At 59.1% G+C, this 19,867-nt stretch carries 20 protein-coding genes; 10 read left to right on the top strand and 10 right to left on the bottom strand.

The window, feature by feature from the left end:
* Position 1: 1 nt before the first annotated feature.
* The 3 genes from ppk1 to purM form a co-directional block, all read right to left on the bottom strand.
* Positions 2–2,062 carry a polyphosphate kinase 1 gene (gene ppk1 / locus AFK65_RS14490; protein ID WP_038856533.1) on the bottom strand — a complete coding sequence of 687 codons (2,061 nt, stop codon included), beginning with the start codon at positions 2,060–2,062 and terminating at the stop codon, positions 2–4.
* Between the two features lie 238 nt (positions 2,063–2,300).
* Positions 2,301–2,942: a phosphoribosylglycinamide formyltransferase gene (gene purN / locus AFK65_RS14485; RefSeq protein ID WP_038856534.1), complete on the bottom strand. Its 642-nt coding sequence runs from the start codon at positions 2,940–2,942 to the stop codon at positions 2,301–2,303.
* Positions 2,942–3,979 (bottom strand): phosphoribosylformylglycinamidine cyclo-ligase, encoded by a 1,038-nt coding sequence (gene purM, locus AFK65_RS14480; protein WP_038856536.1) that lies wholly within the window; start codon positions 3,977–3,979, stop codon positions 2,942–2,944. The genes purN and purM overlap by 1 nt, the downstream gene beginning before the upstream one ends.
* Positions 3,980–4,211: 232 nt before the next feature.
* Here purM and upp point away from each other — a divergent pair, with 232 nt between their 5' ends.
* From upp to AFK65_RS14465, 3 genes are all read left to right on the top strand, one after another.
* Positions 4,212–4,838: a uracil phosphoribosyltransferase gene (gene upp, locus AFK65_RS14475; protein WP_007763150.1), complete on the top strand. Its 627-nt coding sequence runs from the start codon at positions 4,212–4,214 to the stop codon at positions 4,836–4,838.
* An 81-nt stretch (positions 4,839–4,919) separates the two neighbouring features.
* Entirely contained in the window at positions 4,920–6,209 is a 1,290-nt protein-coding gene (gene uraA, locus AFK65_RS14470; protein ID WP_038856537.1) for a uracil permease, read from the top strand.
* Positions 6,210–6,305: 96 nt separating this feature from the next.
* A complete protein-coding gene (locus AFK65_RS14465; RefSeq protein ID WP_015742072.1) occupies positions 6,306–7,007 on the top strand; it encodes a DnaA inactivator Hda in 702 nt (233 codons plus the stop codon).
* Positions 7,008–7,060: 53 nt separating this feature from the next.
* Here the strand turns inward: AFK65_RS14465 and arsC are convergent, their stop codons facing one another.
* The gene (arsC, locus tag AFK65_RS14460; RefSeq protein WP_007700499.1) at positions 7,061–7,417 is read right to left on the bottom strand and encodes an arsenate reductase (glutaredoxin); all 357 of its coding nucleotides are present in this window, start codon (positions 7,415–7,417) and stop codon (positions 7,061–7,063) included.
* Positions 7,418–7,428: 11 nt separating this feature from the next.
* The gene (gene bepA / locus AFK65_RS14455) at positions 7,429–8,895 is read right to left on the bottom strand and encodes a beta-barrel assembly-enhancing protease (RefSeq protein WP_038856541.1); all 1,467 of its coding nucleotides are present in this window, start codon (positions 8,893–8,895) and stop codon (positions 7,429–7,431) included.
* A 223-nt stretch (positions 8,896–9,118) separates the two neighbouring features.
* Between bepA and AFK65_RS14450 the strand changes: the two genes are divergently transcribed.
* Positions 9,119–10,183: an AI-2E family transporter gene (locus AFK65_RS14450; protein WP_007700482.1), complete on the top strand. Its 1,065-nt coding sequence runs from the start codon at positions 9,119–9,121 to the stop codon at positions 10,181–10,183.
* Between the two features lie 45 nt (positions 10,184–10,228).
* Here AFK65_RS14450 and bcp read toward each other — a convergent pair whose 3' ends face one another.
* Both bcp and AFK65_RS14440 read right to left on the bottom strand, forming a co-directional pair.
* The gene (bcp, locus tag AFK65_RS14445; RefSeq protein WP_032804818.1) at positions 10,229–10,699 is read right to left on the bottom strand and encodes a thioredoxin-dependent thiol peroxidase; all 471 of its coding nucleotides are present in this window, start codon (positions 10,697–10,699) and stop codon (positions 10,229–10,231) included.
* Between the two features lie 2 nt (positions 10,700–10,701).
* Positions 10,702–11,271: a glycine cleavage system transcriptional repressor gene (locus AFK65_RS14440; RefSeq protein ID WP_038856542.1), complete on the bottom strand. Its 570-nt coding sequence runs from the start codon at positions 11,269–11,271 to the stop codon at positions 10,702–10,704.
* A 147-nt stretch (positions 11,272–11,418) separates the two neighbouring features.
* Between AFK65_RS14440 and dapA the strand changes: the two genes are divergently transcribed.
* The 6 genes from dapA (at position 11,419) to ypfH (ending at position 17,997) form a co-directional block, all read left to right on the top strand.
* Positions 11,419–12,297 (top strand): 4-hydroxy-tetrahydrodipicolinate synthase, encoded by an 879-nt coding sequence (dapA, locus tag AFK65_RS14435; RefSeq protein WP_038856545.1) that lies wholly within the window; start codon positions 11,419–11,421, stop codon positions 12,295–12,297.
* 16 nt (positions 12,298–12,313) lie between these two features.
* On the top strand, positions 12,314–13,348 hold the full coding sequence (gene bamC / locus AFK65_RS14430; protein ID WP_038856548.1) for an outer membrane protein assembly factor BamC: 1,035 nt from the start codon (positions 12,314–12,316) through the stop codon (positions 13,346–13,348).
* Positions 13,349–13,477: 129 nt separating this feature from the next.
* Entirely contained in the window at positions 13,478–14,191 is a 714-nt protein-coding gene (purC, locus tag AFK65_RS14425) for a phosphoribosylaminoimidazolesuccinocarboxamide synthase (protein WP_007700471.1), read from the top strand.
* A 130-nt stretch (positions 14,192–14,321) separates the two neighbouring features.
* Positions 14,322–15,182, top strand: coding sequence for a KPN_02809 family neutral zinc metallopeptidase (ypfJ, locus tag AFK65_RS14420; RefSeq protein WP_071602495.1), 861 nt, complete (start codon positions 14,322–14,324; stop codon positions 15,180–15,182).
* Positions 15,183–15,230: 48 nt separating this feature from the next.
* Positions 15,231–17,225: a tRNA(Met) cytidine acetyltransferase TmcA gene (locus AFK65_RS14415; protein ID WP_050569302.1), complete on the top strand. Its 1,995-nt coding sequence runs from the start codon at positions 15,231–15,233 to the stop codon at positions 17,223–17,225.
* Positions 17,226–17,298: 73 nt separating this feature from the next.
* Positions 17,299–17,997: an esterase gene (ypfH, locus tag AFK65_RS14410; RefSeq protein WP_038856552.1), complete on the top strand. Its 699-nt coding sequence runs from the start codon at positions 17,299–17,301 to the stop codon at positions 17,995–17,997.
* Positions 17,998–18,057: 60 nt separating this feature from the next.
* Here the strand turns inward: ypfH and AFK65_RS14405 are convergent, their stop codons facing one another.
* From AFK65_RS14405 to AFK65_RS14395, 3 genes are read right to left on the bottom strand one after another with little or no spacing between them, the layout of a single operon-like run.
* Entirely contained in the window at positions 18,058–18,246 is a 189-nt protein-coding gene (locus tag AFK65_RS14405) for a YpfN family protein (protein WP_007700459.1), read from the bottom strand.
* A gap of 28 nt (positions 18,247–18,274) precedes the next feature.
* The gene (gene dapE / locus AFK65_RS14400) at positions 18,275–19,402 is read right to left on the bottom strand and encodes a succinyl-diaminopimelate desuccinylase (protein ID WP_038856553.1); all 1,128 of its coding nucleotides are present in this window, start codon (positions 19,400–19,402) and stop codon (positions 18,275–18,277) included.
* A gap of 4 nt (positions 19,403–19,406) precedes the next feature.
* Positions 19,407–19,763 carry an ArsC family reductase gene (locus AFK65_RS14395; protein WP_004386537.1) on the bottom strand — a complete coding sequence of 119 codons (357 nt, stop codon included), beginning with the start codon at positions 19,761–19,763 and terminating at the stop codon, positions 19,407–19,409.
* Between the last annotated feature and the right edge of the window lie 104 nt (positions 19,764–19,867).

Genomic DNA, 19,867 nt, shown 5'->3' with positions numbered 1-19,867 from the left:
ATTATTCAGGCTGTTCCAGAGATTTTATGTAATCGTAAATCGCCAATTGTGCGCGAACTTTGCGGCGATTGCCACGCGGCACATAGCGATTACTCAGTTCTTTATCCACATAACGGGCTTTCACCGTATCACTGAACAGGATATCAATAATATCCAGAATGCGCTGTTTCAGGCGCGGGTCCAGCAGCGGCGCGGCCACCTCAATGCGGTAGTCGATATTACGCGTCATCCAGTCGGCAGACGACAGATAAACGCGTTTATCGCCGCCATTTTCGAAAATATAGACCCGGTCATGTTCAAGATAGCGGTCCACGATGCTGATGACCTGAATATTATCGCTCAGGCCTTCAAGCTGAGGAATAAGCGAACACATGCCGCGGATCAGCAGGTTAACCTGCACGCCGGAGCCGGAAGCCGCATAGAGCCGGTCCACCAGGCCTTTATCGACGAGGTTATTCAGCTTAAGGGTGATCCCCGCCGGCAGGCCCTGCTGCGCGTTGGCGATCTCCTGATCGATCATCTCGTACATCAGACGGCGTGAGTTTTGCGGCGACACCAGCAGGTAGTCGAAGCTCACCGGCCGGTAGGGGTTCTCGATAAAGTTAAATACCCGGCGCACTTCATTGGTGATGCGCGCGTCGGCGGTCAGCAGCGAGTAGTCGGTATAAAGGCGCGCGGTTTTCTCGTTAAAGTTGCCGGTGCCGATATGCGCGTAGCGCACCACGTCGTCACCCTCTTTACGCGAGATAAGAAACAGCTTGGCGTGGATCTTAAGGCCCGGCGCCGAGAAGATCACATGCACGCCCGCTTCGGTGAGCCGTTTCGCCCAGTGAATATTCGCCTCTTCATCAAAGCGCGCCTGCAACTCCACCACGACGGTCACTTTTTTGCCGTTATGCGCGGCGTGGATCATCGAGTCGATAATGCGCGAGTCTTTCGCCACGCGATAGATGTTGATTTTAATCGCCAGCACGCTTGGGTCGAACGACGCCTGGCGCAGCAGCTCCAGCACATGCTCGAATGTGTGATACGGGTAGTAGAGCAGCACGTCGCGCTCGCGAATGGCGTCAAAGCCGTTGCGGAATTGATCGAACCAGATGTGGCGCAGGCGCGGCAGCGGCTTGTTGATCAGATTCGCTTTGCCGACATTCGGGAAGCTAATGAAATCTTTAAAGTTATGGTAACGGCCGCCCGGCACGATGGAGTCATAGCGCGAGATAGAGAGCTTTTCGCGCAGCATCTGGACCATCGCGTCCGGCATATCGCGCTGGTAGACGAAACGCACCGGTTCGGCGGTGAGGCGCTGCTTGAGGCTTGAGGACATCAGCTCCAGCAGGCTCGATTCCATCTCATGCACCAGATCGTATTCCGCGTCGCGCGTCATCTTCATGGAATAGGCGTTCAGCGCGTCGTAATCGAAAAAGCCTTTGAAAATGTCATCCAGGCAGAAGCGCAGAATGTTATCCAGCAGGATCATGGGCTTGCGGCGGCGCGGGGTTTCCGGCGGGAGATTCACGAAGCGCGGCACTTTATCGGCCGGGATCTCCAGCAACGCGTAGCGAATGGATTCGCCGCGAATGATTTCGACCGCCAGATAGGTGTAATCGTCTTTCAGGAACTGCACCAGATCGGTGTCGCGATTAATCAGCGTCGGGGTGACGTGCTGGCGCAGATAGTGTTTGAAGTAGTGGCGCAGCCACACCTGTTGATTTTCAGAAAGCTGGCGTTCGTTAATCAGGAAGATCTGGTTACGCGCCATCTCCAGCAGCAGATCGTTATACAGGCCGTCGAACTCCTGATCCGCCTTGAGCACCCGCGACTGGATCTTGCCCAGCAGGTGGCGCGAATGGGAGTTAGAACCCTGCTCTTCGCTGATGATAATGCGCCGCTTAAGCTCGGCAAACCGGACCTTATAAAATTCATCAAGGTTATTGGAGTAGATGCCCAGAAAGCGCATGCGCTCGATAAGCGGGTTGGTTTTATCCGCCGCCTCCTGCAATACGCGTTCGTTGAACGATAACCAGCTCAGTTCTTTTTCGATATAAAGCTTTTCCTGACCCATTACTACTCACACTCCGGTTGATTAACTCGGGACGTGGCAAATCCGTCTCGGGGTTATTATGGCGAGCTTTGTCATGCTCTGTCCAACTGTGCCAGAAAAGTATGACAGTTATCCGCAGGCTTTCGAGAAAGCGGCAAAAAAGCCTGTGAAACCGTGATGTTGCCGAGCAAGTTTTCCGTGCCGATGATGGAATTAACGGCAGGGGAGAGAAAAAATAAAGGGCCTTTCGGCCCTTTAATCACTCGTCAGAAGCGTAACCCTGCGGCGGGAGCGGATGCCCGTCCAGCCAGGCGCGGCCCTCGCGCATCGCGAGGCGGCCATCGATAAACCAGCTCACCACCAGCGGGTAGATGGCATGCTCTTGCGCCTGAACGCGCGCGGTGACGTCTTCTTCGCTGTCGCCGGGGAAGACCGGAACGCGGGCCTGTAAAATCACCGGGCCGCCGTCCAGCTCGTCCGTGACAAAATGCACCGACGTGCCGTGCTCGTCATCGCCATTGGCGAGCGCCTGACGATGCGTATGCAGCCCTGGGTATTTCGGCAGCAGGGAAGGGTGAATATTCAGCAGTCGTCCTTCATAGCGCGCCACAAAGGCCGGACTCAGAATGCGCATGTAACCCGCCAGCACCACCAGATCCGGCGCGTAGGCGTCTATCTCCTGCATCAGCTCGCGGTCAAACGCCTCGCGGCTGGCAAAATCGGCTGCGCTTAACGCATGGGCGGGAATATCGGCTTCACGGGCGCGCTCAAGGCCGAACGCGTCGGCCTTGTTGCTGAAAACGGCGCTAATCACGCCGTTGATTTTCTTCTGCGCGCAGGCGTCGATGATGGCCTGTAAATTACTGCCGCTGCCGGAAATCAGCACTACGATGCGCTTCATTACGCAATAACCACGCGTTCCTGGGCATCGGAGGCTTTAATCGCGCCGATTTTCCACGCGGTTTCGCCGAGGCTGTTGAGCAGGGCTACCGCGTTATCCGCTTCTGCGGCTGGCAGGGCGATGACCATGCCAACGCCGCAGTTAAAGGTGCGGTACATCTCATGACGGCTGACGTTGCCCGCCTGTTGCAGCCAGTTGAAGACCGCCGGCCACTGCCAGGAGGCTTCATCAATCACCGCCTGGGTGTTGTCCGGCAGCACGCGCGGAATGTTTTCCCAGAAGCCGCCGCCGGTCAGGTGGGCGATGGCGTGAACCTCCAGCTTCTCAATCAGCTCCAGAACCGGCTTCACATAGATGCGGGTCGGCGCCAGCAGGTGATCGGCGAGCGGTTTGCCGTCAAGCTCGGTGGCTTGCGGGTCCGCGCCGCTCACTTCAAGAATTTTACGCACCAGCGAGTAGCCGTTGGAGTGCGGGCCGCTGGAGGCCAGCGCCACCAGCACGTCGCCGTCGGCGACTTTCGAGCCGTCGATAATCTCTGATTTTTCCACCACGCCGACGCAGAAACCGGCCACGTCATAGTCGTCGCCGTGATACATGCCCGGCATTTCCGCCGTTTCGCCGCCAACCAGCGCGCAGCCGGATTGCAGGCAGCCTTCGGCGATGCCGTTAATCACGCTCGCCGCGGTATCCACATCCAGCTTGCCGGTCGCGTAGTAATCGAGGAAGAACAGCGGCTCGGCGCCCTGTACCACCAGATCGTTAACGCACATCGCCACCAGATCGATGCCGATCGTGTCGTGACGCTTCAGATCCATCGCCAGACGCAGCTTGGTGCCGACGCCGTCCGTCCCGGAGACCAGTACCGGCTCGCGGTATTTCTGCGGCAGCGCGCAGAGGGCGCCGAAGCCGCCCAGGCCGCCCATGACTTCCGGACGACGGGTTTTTTTCACGACGCCTTTGATACGGTCGACCAGAGCGTTACCAGCATCAATATCAACACCGGCATCTTTATAGCTGAGAGAGGTTTTGTCGGTCACTGCTAAAGTCCCCACGCGGTTGCGGTTGGTGGTAGTAGAGAAATCGCGGCAATTCTAACAGTCCAGGCAAACGTTTGCGAGCCCTTGTTGCGCGGAATAAAACACACTTATAAGATGACTGACTTCTGTTCGGTTGATCCCGATCAAGCCCATTACGTATGGCGCAGCCTGCAAAAAGCGGTATAATCCGGCGATTTTTTTTGTGGTTGCCATCTTGCTGGGGAGAAAGAGAATGAAGATCGTTGAAGTGAAGCACCCGCTGGTTAAACACAAGCTGGGCCTGATGCGCGAGCATGACATCAGCACCAAGCGTTTTCGTGAACTCGCCTCTGAAGTGGGCAGCCTGCTGACCTATGAAGCCACGGCGGATCTGCTGACCGAAAAAGTGACCATCGAAGGCTGGAACGGCCCGGTGGAAATCGAGCAGATCAAAGGCAAGAAAATTACCGTTGTGCCTATTCTGCGCGCCGGTCTCGGCATGATGGAAGGGGTGCTGGAGAACGTCCCGAGCGCGCGCATCAGCGTGGTCGGCGTTTATCGCGATGAAGAAACCCTGGAGCCGGTGCCGTATTTCCAGAAGCTGGTTTCTAATATCGACGAGCGCATGGCGCTGGTTGTCGACCCGATGCTGGCGACAGGCGGCTCCATGATCGCCACCATCGACCTGCTGAAAAAAGCGGGCTGCACCAGCATCAAAGTGCTGGTTCTGGTCGCCGCGCCGGAAGGCATCAAGGCGCTGGAGAAAGCGCACCCGGATATCGAACTCTACACCGCGTCTATCGATAAGGGGCTTAACGAGCACGGGTACATCATCCCGGGCCTCGGCGATGCGGGCGATAAAATATTTGGTACGAAATAAACATTAAGCCGACTTATTAGTCGGCTTTTTTTTGGTCCCACACTTAAAACATCACACATCAACACTCTTGAGGAAAACGCTATGACGCGCCGTGCTATCGGGGTAAGTGAACGTCCGCCGCTCTTACAGACTATCCCGCTTAGTTTGCAGCACCTGTTCGCCATGTTTGGCGCAACCGTGCTGGTGCCCATCCTGTTTCATATCAACCCGGCTACCGTGCTGCTGTTTAACGGTATCGGAACGCTGCTGTATCTCTTTATCTGTAAAGGCAAAATCCCGGCGTATCTGGGCTCAAGCTTTGCCTTTATCTCCCCGGTGCTGCTGCTGTTGCCGCTCGGCTACGAGATGGCGCTTGGCGGGTTTATCGTCTGCGGCGCGCTGTTCTGCATCGTGGCGCTGATTGTGAAAAAAGCGGGCACCGGCTGGCTCGACGTGATGTTCCCGCCTGCCGCGATGGGCGCGATTGTCGCCGTTATCGGCCTTGAGCTTGCGGGCGTCGCCGCCAATATGGCGGGCCTGCTGCCTGCGGAAGGCCAGACGGCGGATTCGACCACCATTACTATTTCGCTGGTGACGCTGGCGGTCACGGTATTTGGCTCGGTGCTGTTCCGCGGCTTCCTTGCCATCATCCCGATTCTCATCGGCGTGCTGGCGGGCTATGCGCTCTCTTTCGCGATGGGCGTTGTGGATACCACGCCGATTGCCAATGCCCACTGGTTCGCGCTGCCGACGTTCTACACGCCGCGCTTTGAGTGGTTTGCCATCTTCACCATTCTGCCTGCGGCGCTGGTGGTCATAGCCGAGCATGTCGGGCACCTGGTGGTGACGGCGAATATCGTCAAAAAAGATCTGATCCGCGATCCGGGTCTGCATCGCTCAATGTTCGCTAACGGCTTCTCGACGATCATCTCGGGCTTCTTCGGCTCCACGCCGAACACGACGTATGGCGAGAATATCGGCGTCATGGCGATCACCCGCGTCTACAGCACCTGGGTTATCGGCGGCGCTGCGATCATCGCGATTTTGCTCTCCTGCGTCGGCAAACTGGCGGCGGCGATCCAGATAATCCCGGTGCCGGTGATGGGCGGCGTTTCGCTGCTGCTCTACGGCGTGATCGGCGCTTCCGGTATTCGCGTGCTGATTGAATCCAAAGTGGACTACAGCAAGGCGCAGAACTTGATCCTGACGTCAGTCATCCTGATCATCGGTGTCAGCGGCGCGAAAGTGCATATTGGCGCGGCCGAGCTCAAAGGCATGGCGCTGGCGACGATCGTCGGCGTGGCGCTGAGCCTGATTTTCAAAATTATCAACGTATTGCGCCCTGAAGAGACGGTGCTTGACGCTGACGAGCGCGAAAAATCGCCGCACTGATCCTCCTGCCGGGCGGCGCTGCCCGCCCGGTTCAACAGCGAAGCGATTGTGTGATAGACTCAATGCGTTTTTTCGTATGTCCTTGAAGAGGTCCTTCTGAACACACCGGCACAGCTCTCCTTGCCGCTCTGGCTGCCCGATGACGAAACGTTTGCCAGCTTCTGGCCGGGCGACAACCCCTCTTTATTAGCCGCACTCCAGACGATGCTGCGTCACGACCGCAGCGGCTACATCTATTTCTGGTCCCGGGAGGGGGGCGGGCGCAGCCATCTGCTGCATGCCGCCTGCGCCGAGCTTTCGCAACGCGGAGACGCGGTCGGCTATGTGCCGCTGGATAAACGCACCTGGTTTGTCCCTGAAGTGCTGGAAGGCATGGAGCAACTCTCGCTGGTCTGCATCGATAATATCGAGTGCATCGCAGGCGACGAGCTCTGGGAAATGGCTATCTTCAATCTCTACAATCGCATCCTCGAATCGGGCAATACCCGGCTGCTTATCACCGGCGACCGGCCGCCCCGCCAGCTCAACCTGAAGCTGCCCGATCTCGCCTCGCGTCTCGACTGGGGACAAATCTACCGGCTCCAGCCGCTTTCCGATGACGATAAGCTCCAGGCGCTGCAGTTGCGCGCGCGGATGCGCGGGTTCGAGCTGCCGGAGGATGTGGGCCGTTTTCTGTTAAAACGCCTCGATCGCGAAATGCGCACGCTGTTTCTGACGCTCGATCAGCTCGATCGCGCCTCAATCAGCGCGCAGCGTAAGCTGACGATCCCGTTTGTGAAAGACACGCTCGGGCTGTAAAAGCCGTCGCAGAAAACAAGAACGCCGCGAGAAGTCATTCCCGCGGCGTTTTTTTAGAGGATATCCAGCACCTGTTCCGGCGGGCGCCCCAGCCGGGCTTTGCCGTGGCTCACCACAATCGGACGCTCGATCAGTTTCGGGTTATCCACCATCGCCTGAATCAATGCCTCTTCACTGAGCGACGGGTCAGCCAGATTCAGCGTTTTATAGAGATCTTCTTTGGTGCGCATCAGCTCGCGCGCCTGGCTGAACCCGAGCTGCTTCAGCAGCGTTTTTATTGTCGCCGCATCCGGCGGCGTCTCCAGATACAGTACGACATCGGGTTCAATGCCGCGTTCTGTCAGCAGGCTCAGGGTTTCGCGGCTCTTCGAGCAGCGCGGGTTATGGTAAATCGTCACGTCCCGGGACATGGTCTCTCCTGTTACATTTTTTCGTAAGGGCGGAAGCGCTGTTGCAGCTGGCGGATCTGGTCGATACGGGCGTCGTAACGCGCCTGTTGCAGACTGCCGAGCTTCACCTGCGAACTGGCGCTGCTGAGCAGCGAAATCGCCTGATCGAGTTTACCCAAAAGCGCCATCACTTCGGCGCGCGCGGCCAGCTCCTGATCGCGATTGCCCAGCGCCGCCTGCGCCTGGGCCAGCAGATCCCAGCCATTGGTGTCGTCAGGCCAGGTAAAGGTGTAGCGGTTAAGAATAGTCACCGCCTGCGCCGGCTGGCTGCCCTCCAGATACGCGTTAGCGAGGTTCAACTGCAACACCGGGTTGGTTTTCAGATCCGGCGCGCTTTTCAGGCGGTCAATCGCCTCCTGCGCTTTGTGCTCGCCAAGCGAAATATCGGTGGCGAGGTCGAGATACCAGGCGTTGCCTGGCTGCGCGCGCAACAGCGGCTCCAGCTGCTGGCGCGCCTCGGCGAAGCGTTTATCCTGCATCGCCTCCAGGGCGCGGCCATACTGCGCGGCGTGCTGTTCGCGCAGGTTGCCTTTGGCGAGCGCATCCAGAATATCGCTGGTGAGCTGGTTGCGCCCGGAGTTATACATGCCAAGCGCGCGCACTTTCGCCATGTAAAACGCCTCGGAAGATTGCGATACCACCGGGCGCATCTGGTTCGCGCGGTTGCGGGCGTCCGCCAGACGGCTTTCCGGCAGCGGGTGAGTCAGCAGAATTTCCGGCGGGCGCGTGGAGTAGCGCGCCTGGTCGAGGAGTTTCTCAAGGAAGGTGGGCATCGCCTGCGGATCGAAACCGGAGCGTTGCAGCACCTGAATGCCGATGCGGTCCGCTTCCTGCTCGTTCTGCTGGGTAAACGTGATAACACCCTGCTGCGTACCGGCGAGCGTGCCGGTCAGCGCCGCCATACCCGCCTGCGGGCTCGCCATCGCGAGCAGTATGGAGCCGAGCGCGCCGACCCAGGTGAGCGGGGCGCTGCGCTTTTGATCTTCCATCGCGCGCGCCAGATGGCGCTGGGTGACGTGAGAGATTTCGTGCGCCATCACCGAGGCGAGCTGGCTTTCGTTATCGGCATAGCGGAACAGCGCCGAGTGCAGCACCACGTTGCCGCCGAAAAAGGCGAAGGCGTTAATTTCGTCGTTATTAATGAGATAGAAGTGGAAAGGGGTTTTTACCGAATCGGCGTGCGAGACCAGACGCATACCCAGCCCGTTGATATACTGCACCAGCAGCGGGTCGTTGATCAGGGGCGCGCTGCCGCGCAGCTGACGGACGTAGTAATCGCCCATCTGAAGCTCCTGACCGATAGAGAGCGTGCTGCCCGCCGAGGTGCCCATATCCGGCAAACCGTCGGCCGGGTCCGCTGCAAAGGCGGGCGCAAGCGGGCCTGCCAGCATACTGCCGATAAGCGTTGCAACCAGTGTCGTTTTCAACTGCCTGAACATAGCCTCTTTCCCGTCTGTATAGAGTCTCTTTTGACCCGCCCGGCATCGCTTTGTTCAGTACGCGCGCCCGGCTGGGAAGTCCGTTTTACAAATGCGTCGGGAAATCATATTCATCCGACGGCGGGTTGTCTGCCTGGGGGCACAAAAATCACGGTCTTTTTTGTGACATTTCGATACAATTCGCCCTCGCGCCTGTGGCGTCACCCGTCAGGGAAGGTCTTTTATGCTTGAAATGTTAATGCAGTGGTATCGTCGTCGCTTCAGCGACCCGGAAGCGATAGCGCTGCTGGCGATTCTGGTCGCCGGTTTTTGTATCCTCTTCTTCCTGCATGGTTTGCTGGCGCCGTTGCTGGTCGCTATCGTCCTCGCTTATCTGCTGGAATGGCCGACGTCGCGGCTGCAGCGCATCGGCTGTTCGCGCGGCCTTGCCGCGACGCTGGTGCTGGTGCTCTTTATCGGCATTGTGCTGGTGATGGCCTTCGTGGTGGTGCCGGTGGCCTGGCAGCAGGGAATTAACCTGATCCGCGATATTCCCGGCATGCTCAATAAGCTCTCTGGCTTCGCGGCGACGCTGCCGAAGCGCTTTCCGGCGCTGATGGACGCGGGCATTATCGACGCGATCGCCGAAAACATGCGCACCCGCATCATCACGCTTGGCGATTCCGTCGTGAAATATTCGCTCGCTTCGCTGGTAGGGCTACTGACGCTCGCCATCTACCTGATCCTGGTGCCGCTGATGGTGTTCTTCCTGGTGAAAGATAAAGAACAGCTGCTCAACACGGTGCGGCGCGTGCTGCCGCGCAACCGCGGCCTGGCAGGCCAGGTGTGGGTGGAGATGAACCAGCAGATCACCAATTACATCCGCGGCAAAGTGCTGGAGATGATTGTGGTCGGCGTCGCCACCTGGATAGGCTTTCTGATTTTCGGGCTGAATTATTCGCTGTTACTGGCGGTGCTGGTGGGCATTTCCGTGCTTATCCCGTATATCGGCGCGTTTATGGTGACGATCCCGGTCGTGTGCGTGGCGCTGTTTCAGTTCGGCATGGGCACGGAATTCTGGAGCTGCTTTGCGGTCTATCTGATCATTCAGGGGCTCGACGGCAACGTGCTGGTGCCGGTGCTGTTCTCCGAAGCCGTGAATCTGCATCCGCTGGTGATTATTCTCTCGGTGGTGATTTTCGGCGGGCTGTGGGGCTTCTGGGGTATTTTCTTCGCCATTCCGCTGGCGACGCTGATTAAAGCGGTGGTTCACGCCTGGCCGGAAACCACGCCGACGACGCAGGAATAACGACATAATGGCCGGGCAGGCGCGGCGCCTCCCGGCAACGTTTATTCAGGCGTGCTCTTTCAGCCAGGCCATGACCACATCGTGGTGATTGCTGGTTTTGAAATCGTTGAACACATGCTCGATTTTTCCGTCGGCATCGATCAGAAAGCTGATGCGGTGAATGCCGTCGTAGGTTTTCCCCATAAAGGATTTTTCGCCCCAGACGCCAAACTGGTCGCTCACCTGATGATCTTCATCCGAGAGCAGCGTGAAATTAAGCAGCTCTTTTTCAGCGAAACGCGAGAGCTTTTCAGGTTTATCGGTGCTGATGCCCAGCACTTCCACACCCGCTTTTTTCAGGTCATCCATATTATCGCGCAGCCCGCATGCCTGGACGGTGCAGCCCGGCGTCATGGCTTTGGGATAGAAATAAACCAGAACACGCTGTCCCTGGAAGTCGGTCAAATTTACTTGTTCACCGTCCTGATCGGGCAAGCTAAATTTCGGTGCGATATCACCGGCTTTCAGTGGATTCATCACTACACTCCATCCTGTTCATCTTGCTGTGGATAATTAACCACGCTAATAGTGCCTTGCGCGCCCAGCTCTGTACAGAGCTGACGGAAAGGCCGTTCGATAATCGTCGCATCCTGTGAAGCCGGACTGTGCGCCGTTATCTGAATATAGAGCTGTGCGGACTTATTTTCCTGCGCAGGCTGCGTGCGCGAGATAAGTTCAGCGATATTCATGTCGTGAGAGTGGAACAGTTCGGTGAAGCGCTCAATCAGATGCGGCGAGTCTTCCACCTCTACCTGCACCCAGACGGACGCCGGCATCGCCTGGCGCGGACGGGCGGTGGTGCGTTTCATCACAATCAGCAGATCCAGCTCGGCGCCCTTGAGCGGCAGCGTCGATTCAATCAGCGTAATGGCGTTCCAGCTGCCGGACAGCAGCATGATGAACGTGAACTCCTCTCCCAGCATCGCCAGACGGCTATCTTCGATATTGCAGCCGCAACTGCTGACATGGCGGGTGATAGTGTTAACGATACCCGAGCGGTCGGCTCCCAGCGCGGTAATCACCAGATAATGGGGGGATGAGGATGTCAAACCTGTGCTTCCTGTTGAAACGATGAATTAATCCTTAGGAAACCATAAAAAAATCCGCCATACAACCGCATAGCGCCCCCTGGCCGCTTGCTTTTATTACGGCACCAAACGTACCATTGAGGCTCCAGTTTGCACAGAGGATGGCCAATGTTCACGGGAAGTATTGTCGCGCTTATTACGCCGATGGATGAAAAAGGTAATGTCTGCCGGGCGAGCCTGAAAAAACTGATTGATTACCATGTCGCTAACGGAACGTCGGCGATTGTATCGGTGGGGACGACCGGGGAATCCGCTACGCTCAGCCATGACGAGCATGCTGAGGTGGTGATGATGACGCTGGAGCTTGCCGACGGCCGCATCCCGGTTATCGCAGGCACGGGCGCGAACGCCACTTCCGAGGCCATCAGCCTGACCCAGCGTTTCAACGACAGCGGCATCGCAGGCTGCCTGACCGTTACGCCGTATTACAACCGTCCGACCCAGGAAGGCTTGTTCCAGCATTTTAAAGCTATCGCGGAGCATACCGACCTGCCGCAGATCCTCTATAATGTCCCGTCCCGTACCGGTTGCGATATGCTGCCGGAGACCGTGGGGCGTCTGTCGAAAATTAAAAATATTGTCGGTATCAAAGAAGCGACCGGGAACTTAAGCCGCGTTCACCTGATCAAAGAGCTGGTCAGTGATGATTTCGCGCTGTTAAGCGGCGATGACGCTACGGCGATGGACTTCATGCAGCTTGGCGGCCACGGGGTGATTTCCGTTACCACTAACGTCGCGGCGCGCGATATGGCCGATATGTGCCGGCTCGCGGCGGAAGGGAAGTTTGACGATGCGCGCATCATCAATCGTCGCCTGATGCCTTTGCACCATAAATTATTTGTCGAACCCAATCCTGTCCCGGTGAAATGGGCCTGTAAGGAGTTGGGACTTGTGGCGACCGATACGCTGCGCCTGCCGATGACGCCGATTACCGATGCCGGTCGCGACATTGTTGGCTCCGCGCTTAAGCATGCCGGCCTGCTGTAAAGTTTAGGGAGATTTGATGGCTTACTCAGTACAGAAGTCGCGTGTGGCGAAAGTAGCAACCGTATCGCTGGTGATGCTGCTCGCCGCCTGTAGTTCCGATTCGCGCTACAAGCGCCAGGTGAGCGGCGACGAGTCCTATCTGGACGCGGCTCCGCTGGCAGAACTGCACGCGCCTGCCGGTATGATCCTGCCGGTGCAGAACGGCGACTATAACATCCCGGCCACCCGTAGCAACGGCCCGGTTGGCAAACAGCTTGATATCCGCCCGCCAACACAGCCGCTGGCGCTGGTCAGCGGCGCGCGTACCCAGTTCACTGGCGACACCGCGACGCTGCTGCTGGAAAGCGGCCGCAATGGCTCACTCTGGCCGCAGGTGGTCAGCGTGGTGCAATCGCTCAATTACACCATTGAGAAACGCGACGACGCCTCCCAGACGCTCAACACTGACTGGGTTCAGTGGAACCGCGCCGATGAAGACCAGCAGTATCGCGGCCGTTACCAGGTCAGCGTGAAGCCGCAGGGCTATCAGCAGGCGCTGGTGGTGAAGCTCGTCAATCTTGAGCAGGATGGCAAACCGGTGGCGGATACCGCCTCATTGCAGCGTTACAGCGCTGAAATGCTGAACGCTATCGCGTCCGGGCTTGATAAAAACGATACCGCGCGCCAGAACGCCGCCGATAACCGCACCGCGTCGCAAATCGACGTGACCAGCGGTTCCGACGATGTCGGCCTGCCGGTGCTGGTGGTGCGCGCGCCGTTTAACGCCGTGTGGAACCGCCTGCCGGATACGCTCGCGAAAGTGGGCATGAAAGTGACCGACTCCACCCGTTCCACGGGCAGCGTCGCCGTGACCTACAAAGCGCTGTCCGACAGCGACTGGCAGGCGCTGGGCGCGCGCGATCCGGGCCTCTCTAACGGCGATTACAAACTTCAGGTCGGCGATCTCGATAACCGCACCAGCCTGCAGTTCATCGACCCGAAAGGCCATACGCTGACCCAGTCGCAAAACGACGCGCTGGTCGCCGCCTTCCAGGCTGCATTCAGCAAGTAATACGCAGGGCCGGATCACTCCGGCCCTTTTTTCTGTGGTGGACGCAAACGTGTGCGTCGCCGGAAACCGGCAAATTTTGTGATAAATCCTCAGGCCGCGCGAGCGGTCACCATACCTGGAGTAATAAAGATGCAAAAGCAAGCTGAGTTGTATCGTGGCAAAGCGAAAACCGTATACAGCACGGAAAACCCGGATCTGTTGGTGCTCGAGTTCCGCAATGATACGTCAGCAGGCGACGGCGCCCGCATTGAGCAGTTTGACCGTAAGGGAATGGTGAACAACAAGTTTAACTATTTCATCATGAGCAAACTGGCCGAAGCGGGCATCCCGACGCAAATGGAACGGCTGCTTTCCGATACCGAAGCGCTGGTGAAAAAGCTCGATATGGTGCCGGTGGAGTGCGTTATTCGCAACCGCGCGGCGGGCTCGCTGGTGAAGCGTCTCGGCATTGAAGAGGGCATCGAACTCAACCCGCCGCTGTTCGATCTGTTCCTGAAAAACGATGCGATGCACGATCCGATGGTTAACGAATCCTACTGTGAAACGTTCGGCTGGGTGAGCCAGGAAAATCTCGCGCGCATGAAAGAACTGACCTACAAAGCCAACGACGTGCTGAAAAAGCTCTTTGACGACGCAGGCCTGATCCTCGTTGACTTCAAACTGGAGTTTGGTCTGTTCAACGGCGAAGTGACGCTGGGCGATGAGTTCTCGCCGGACGGCGCGCGTCTGTGGGATAAACAAACTATGGACAAAATGGATAAAGACCGCTTCCGCCAGAGCCTGGGCGGCCTTATCGAAGCTTACGAAGAAGTCGCGCGCCGCCTTGGCGTCAATCTCGACTAACCGCTTCTCCCTTCGCTTTTTCGCAGGGTATGGCCCCATGCCCTGCGCCTTCCCCCGTTTTCTTATGGTAAAGCGCGCCTGAACCACCTACGATCATTATCATAATAATTGAGAGTGAAGAGGTCAGAGTATGCGTTGGCAAGGACGTCGCGAAAGCGACAATGTGGAAGACAGACGAAACAGCAGTTCGCCGATGATGGGCGGGCGTGGCTTCCGCCTGCCTGCCGGGAAGGGCGGGCTGGTACTGCTGGTGGTTGTGGTGGTCGCCAGCTATTACGGCGTCGATCTCAGCGGGCTGCTGACGGGCGGCGCGCCGGTCAGCCAGCAGGCGTCGCGCTCTATCAGCCCGAACGACGACGAAGCGGCGAAGTTCACCTCGGTTATTCTCGGCACGACGGAAGAGACCTGGGGCCAGCAGTTTCAGAAGATGGGCCGCACCTATCAGGAGCCGAAACTGGTGATGTATCGTGGCGCGACCCGTACCGGCTGCGGCACCGGCCAGTCGGTGATGGGCCCGTTCTACTGCCCGGCGGACAGCACCGTGTATATCGATCTCTCCTTCTATGACGAAATGAAAGAGAAGCTCGGCGCGGGCGGCGATTTCGCGCAGGGCTACGTCATCGCGCACGAAGTCGGCCACCATGTGCAGAAGCTGCTCGGCATTGAACCGAAAGTCCGCCAGCTCCAGCAAAACGCCTCACAGACCGAAGTGAACCGCCTCTCGGTGCGCCTTGAGTTACAGGCGGACTGTTTTGCGGGCGTCTGGGGCAATGCGATGCAGAAAGAGGGCGTGCTGGAAACCGGCGATTTGCAGGAGGCGCTGAACGCCGCCCAGGCGATCGGCGACGACCGTCTTCAGCAGCAGAGCCAGGGACGCGTGGTGCCCGACAGCTTTACCCACGGCACGTCCGATCAGCGCTACAGCTGGTTTAAACGCGGTTTTGACAGCGGCGATCCGGCGCAGTGCAACACCTTTGGCAATGCGCTGTAACGCAGGCAGGCTGACGTGAATGACAGTCTCGCCACGCTGACGGCGCAGATGGCGGCGGCGGGCATTCGCCGCCTGTTAGTGTTAAGCGGCGATGAAACGTGGAGCTCGCAGCAGGCGCGACAGCTGGCGAACAGCCTGCCCGGCGACTGGCTGTGGGTGGGCAGCGCGCCGGAGATGGCGCTGAACGGGGCGCCGGGCGCTATCAATACGCTGCTCGGGCGCGAATACCTGCATGGGGTCTTTGACGCCCGCAGCGGTTTTGACGCCGCGGCGTTTGCCGCGCTCGCCGGCACGCTCAAAGCAGGCAGCTGGCTGGTGCTGTTAACGCCGCCCTGGCAGGCGTGGCCCGCACGCGTCGATAATGACGCCTGTCGCTGGAGCGACAGCCGGGAGCCCATCGCCACCCCGCGCTTTATCCGTCATCTTCAGCATCTTCTGGCGCATGATCCTGACGTTATCTGCTGGCGTCAGGAGCAGCCGTTACCGTTAAGCCCGTCTGCGCCGCGCCCGCGCTGGCGCCCGGCCTGCGGTGAGCCGCAGCGGGAGCAGGCCCTGCTGCTGGATGAACTCTTAACCACCCCCGATGGCGTGACGGTTATTACCGCCGCGCGCGGGCGCGGAAAATCAGCGCTCGCCGGTATGTTTATTCGCGCGCTGCCGGGCAGGGCGCTGGTGACCGCGCCTGCGCGCGCCTCGGCGGACGTTATCGCCGCGCATGCGGGCGAGAAATTCGTATTTATGGCGCCGGACGCGCTGCTGGCCGGGCTTGAAGGCGGCACGCTAGCGCCCTGCGACTGGCTGGTCATTGATGAAGCCGCGGCGCTGCCGGGCCCGATGCTGCAAAAACTTGTGCGGGCGTTTCCCGCCGCGCTTCTGACCAGCACCGTGCAGGGCTATGAAGGCACCGGACGCGGTTTTTTGCTGAAATTTTGCGCGGGCATCGACGGCCTGCGCTACCGCACCCTTAATACGCCGGTGCGATGGGCGCAGGGCGACCCGCTGGAGCGGCTGGTCAGTCAGGCGCTGCTGTTTGAGGATGACGATTTCGCGCAGACGCCCGCAGGCGACGTTCGCTTTTATCCTGTTCATCAGGACGACTGGCAAACCCGGCCCGACCGCGCGGCCGCGCTCTACCGGCTGCTGGCAGGCGCGCACTATCGCACCTCGCCGCTCGATTTGCGCCGCATGATGGACGCCCCGAATCAGTCGTTCATCGCCGCCGAAGCGGGCGGCGAGACCGTCGGCGCGCTCTGGTTAGTGGCGGAAGGCGGCCTTGACGCGGCGCTGAGCCAGGCGGTGTGGGCCGGTTATCGCCGTCCGCGCGGCAATCTGGTGGCGCAGTCGCTGGCGGCGCACGGCGGCGATCCGCTCGCCGCCACGCTCAGGGGGCTTCGCGTTAGCCGCGTGGCGGTGCATCCTGGCCGCCAGCGCGAAGGCATTGGCCGTCAGTTGATTGAGCAGGCGCGCGCGCAGGCGCCTGACGGCTGTGATTACCTTTCCGTAAGCTTCGGCTATACGCCTGCGCTGTGGCGCTTCTGGCAGCGCTGCGGTTTTACGCTGGTGCGTTTTGGCAGCCATCGCGAGGCCAGCAGCGGCTGTTATAACGCGATGGCGCTCATGGCGCTGAGCGCGGCGGGCGCGCGGCTCGTGCGTGACGAACACCAGCGGCTGGCGCGCGATGCGGCCCTGATCCAGCGTTGGGTGGATGAAACGCTGCCGCTGACGCCCGCGCTCCAGGCTACCCTTAATGATGACGACTGGTTAGCGCTCGCGGGATTCGCGTTCGCGCATCGCCCGCTGGAAACCTCTTTCGGCCCGCTCTACCGGCTGCTTGAGGCGAGCCCGCAGGAGTTGCAGGCGCTGCGCGGGCGGCTTCTGCGGCAAACCCCCGTGGACGCGCTCTGCCGTAAGCTCGGGCTTTCCGGGCGTAAGGCGCTGCTCGCCGCGCTGCGTCAGGAAACCGCGCTGGCGCTGGATTCGCTTGATGCGCCGCGCGCCGCGGCATTAAACGCGCAACTTATGCAATGGCAATTTTTCCACTAAGTCCATCAATGAATTGCGATGGTCATCCGTTCAGGCCGGCGTAAACTGGCTGTAACCCATGAAGGAGAGTGCCATGAGACATGATCATTTTGTGGTTCAGAGCCCTGAACTGCCCGCCAGACAACTACTGCTGCTGTTCCACGGCGTCGGGGATAACCCGGTGGCCATGGGCGAGATAGGCAGCTATTTCGCGCCGCTGTTCCCGGATGCGCTGGTGGTCAGCGTCGGCGGGCCCGCGCCGAGCGGCCCGGCACCCGGCAGAGAGTGGTTTTCCGTGCAGGGCGTCACCGAATCCAACCGCCAGCAGCGGGTGGATGAAATTATGCCGACGTTTATCGACACCGTGCGTCACTGGCAGCGTGAAAGCGGCGTCAGCCCGGCCGCCACGGCGCTGATCGGGTTTTCGCAGGGCGCTATCATGGTGCTGGAAGGCGTAAAAGCCGCGCCTGGCCTCGCCTCACGCGTCATTGCGTTTAACGGACGCTTTGCTGAACTGCCGACGGCGGCGTCGACCGCCACCACGGTGCATCTGATCCACGGCGAAGAGGATGAGGTGATCGATTCCCGCTACGCTCAGGCGGCGGCGGATGCGCTGCTGCGCGCCGGCGGCGACGTCACGCTCGATATCGTTGAAGATCTGGGGCATGCGATCGATAACCGCAGCATGCAGCTGGCGCTCGATCATCTGCGCTATACCGTGCCGAAACACTATTTTGATGAGGCGTTAAGCGGCGGTAAGCCTGGCGATGACGATGTGATTCAGATGATGTAACGCGGGGCGCTCCGTCAGGCAAGCTGCCTGACGGAGAAGCCGGAGAGGATAAGCAGGCGCTTACTTTTTCTTCGGCCAGTCGTCTTCGTCATCCCACTTGTCGTTAAAATCGCGGTGGGGCGGAAGTTCCGGGCGGTTATCCATAAACTTCTTATGATCCACCCGTTTCAAATCTTTAATCACGTTCAGCAGGACGCCGAGCAGAAACACCAGCACCAGCACCCACCAATATTTTCCAAGCCATTCCATGACGTTATCCTCGTCTTGTGAGCGCGCGTCAGGCGACGAGCTGCTCCATAATGCGTTGATACATACGGGCCAGCAGCTGCAGGTCGGACGCTTTCACGCATTCATTTATTTTATGAATCGTCGCGTTGACCGGCCCAAGCTCAACCACCTGCGCGCCCATGCGGGCGATAAAGCGCCCGTCGGACGTGCCGCCGGTCGTCAGCAGCTGCGGTTTAATTTCATTATAGTGGTGAACGGCGTTCACCACCGCATCGACCAGTTTACCGCGCGCGGTTAAGAACGGCTGGCCGGAGAGCCACCAGTCCAGCGTATAGCGCAGCTGGTGCTGCTCCAACAGCGCCACGACGCGCTGTTTAATCATCTCGTCGGTCAGCTGCGTGCTGAAGCGGAAATTAAACTGCACATGGAGATCGCCCGGAATGACGTTGTTGCTGCCGGTGCCCGCCTGAATATTGGCGATCTGCATGCTGGTGGGCGGGAAAAATTCATTGCCGCGATCCCACTCGATACCGACCAGCTCATTGAGCATCGGCGCGGCGCGATGCACCGGGTTATCCGCCAGATGCGGATACGCGACGTGGCCCTGTACGCCGTGAATGGTCAGGTTGCAGGTGAGCGAGCCGCGACGGCCGTTCTTTACCACATCGCCGACCACTTCGCTGCTGGACGGTTCGCCCACCAGGCAGTAATTGAGACGTTCGCCGCGCGCCATCAGCGCTTCCACCACTTTAACGGTGCCGTTGGTGGCGCTCGCTTCCTCATCGGAGGTGATAAGAAACGCCAGGCGCCCGCGATGGTGCGGATGCTGCGCGACAAAGCGCTCCGCCGCCACGACCATCGCCGCCAGCGAACCTTTCATGTCCGCCGCGCCGCGGCCAAACAGCATCCCGTCGCGGATAGTGGGCTCAAACGGCGGATTGATCCAGCGCTCGACATCGCCCGCGGGCACCACATCGGTATGCCCTGCGAAGGCCAGCGTTTCGCCGGTGCCGCGCCATGCCCAGAAGTTCTGCGTGTCGCCAAAATTCATTGGCTCTACCGTAAACCCTACGGCACGCAGCCGCTCGATCAGCAGCGCCTGGCAGCCCGCGTCATCGGGGCTCAGAGAAGGGCGACGAATAAGCTGCTGCGTCAGCTCAATAACCGGGCAAGACATAACACTAGACCTCGTTAAAATAGTGCTGGTAAGTGGATTCGCTAAAACCAAGCAGCATAGGCTTACCCGGCGCGCAGAGCAATGGTCGTTTAATGATTGCCGGCATTTCCAGCATCAGCGCGGCCGCGCTGTCGGCGTCGGTAATCGCCGCGCGTTGCGCCTCATCAAGCTTACGCCAGGTGGTGCCGCGGGTATTCAGCAGCGCCTCCCAGCCCAGCTCAGCGATGAATTTATGCATCATTTGTGCATCAAGGCCGTCGGTGCGGTAGTCGTGAAATTGATAATCTACGTGATTATTTTCCAGCCAGCGGCGGGCTTTTTTGATGGTGTCGCAGTTCTTGATGCCGTACATCACGACCATAATTGAATCCTTTTGTCCAAAAGCCGTTTACTTAAACAAATTATCCGAACAGATAATAGCGTAAACAATAGCCTGCTAATATAACGCATCATTCACAATTATGG

The organism is Cronobacter universalis NCTC 9529 (assembly GCF_001277175.1).
Classification (GTDB): domain Bacteria; phylum Pseudomonadota; class Gammaproteobacteria; order Enterobacterales; family Enterobacteriaceae; genus Cronobacter; species Cronobacter universalis.
The sequence above is the reverse complement of the archived record's forward strand: the minus strand, read 5'-3'. Positions and strand labels throughout refer to the sequence as shown.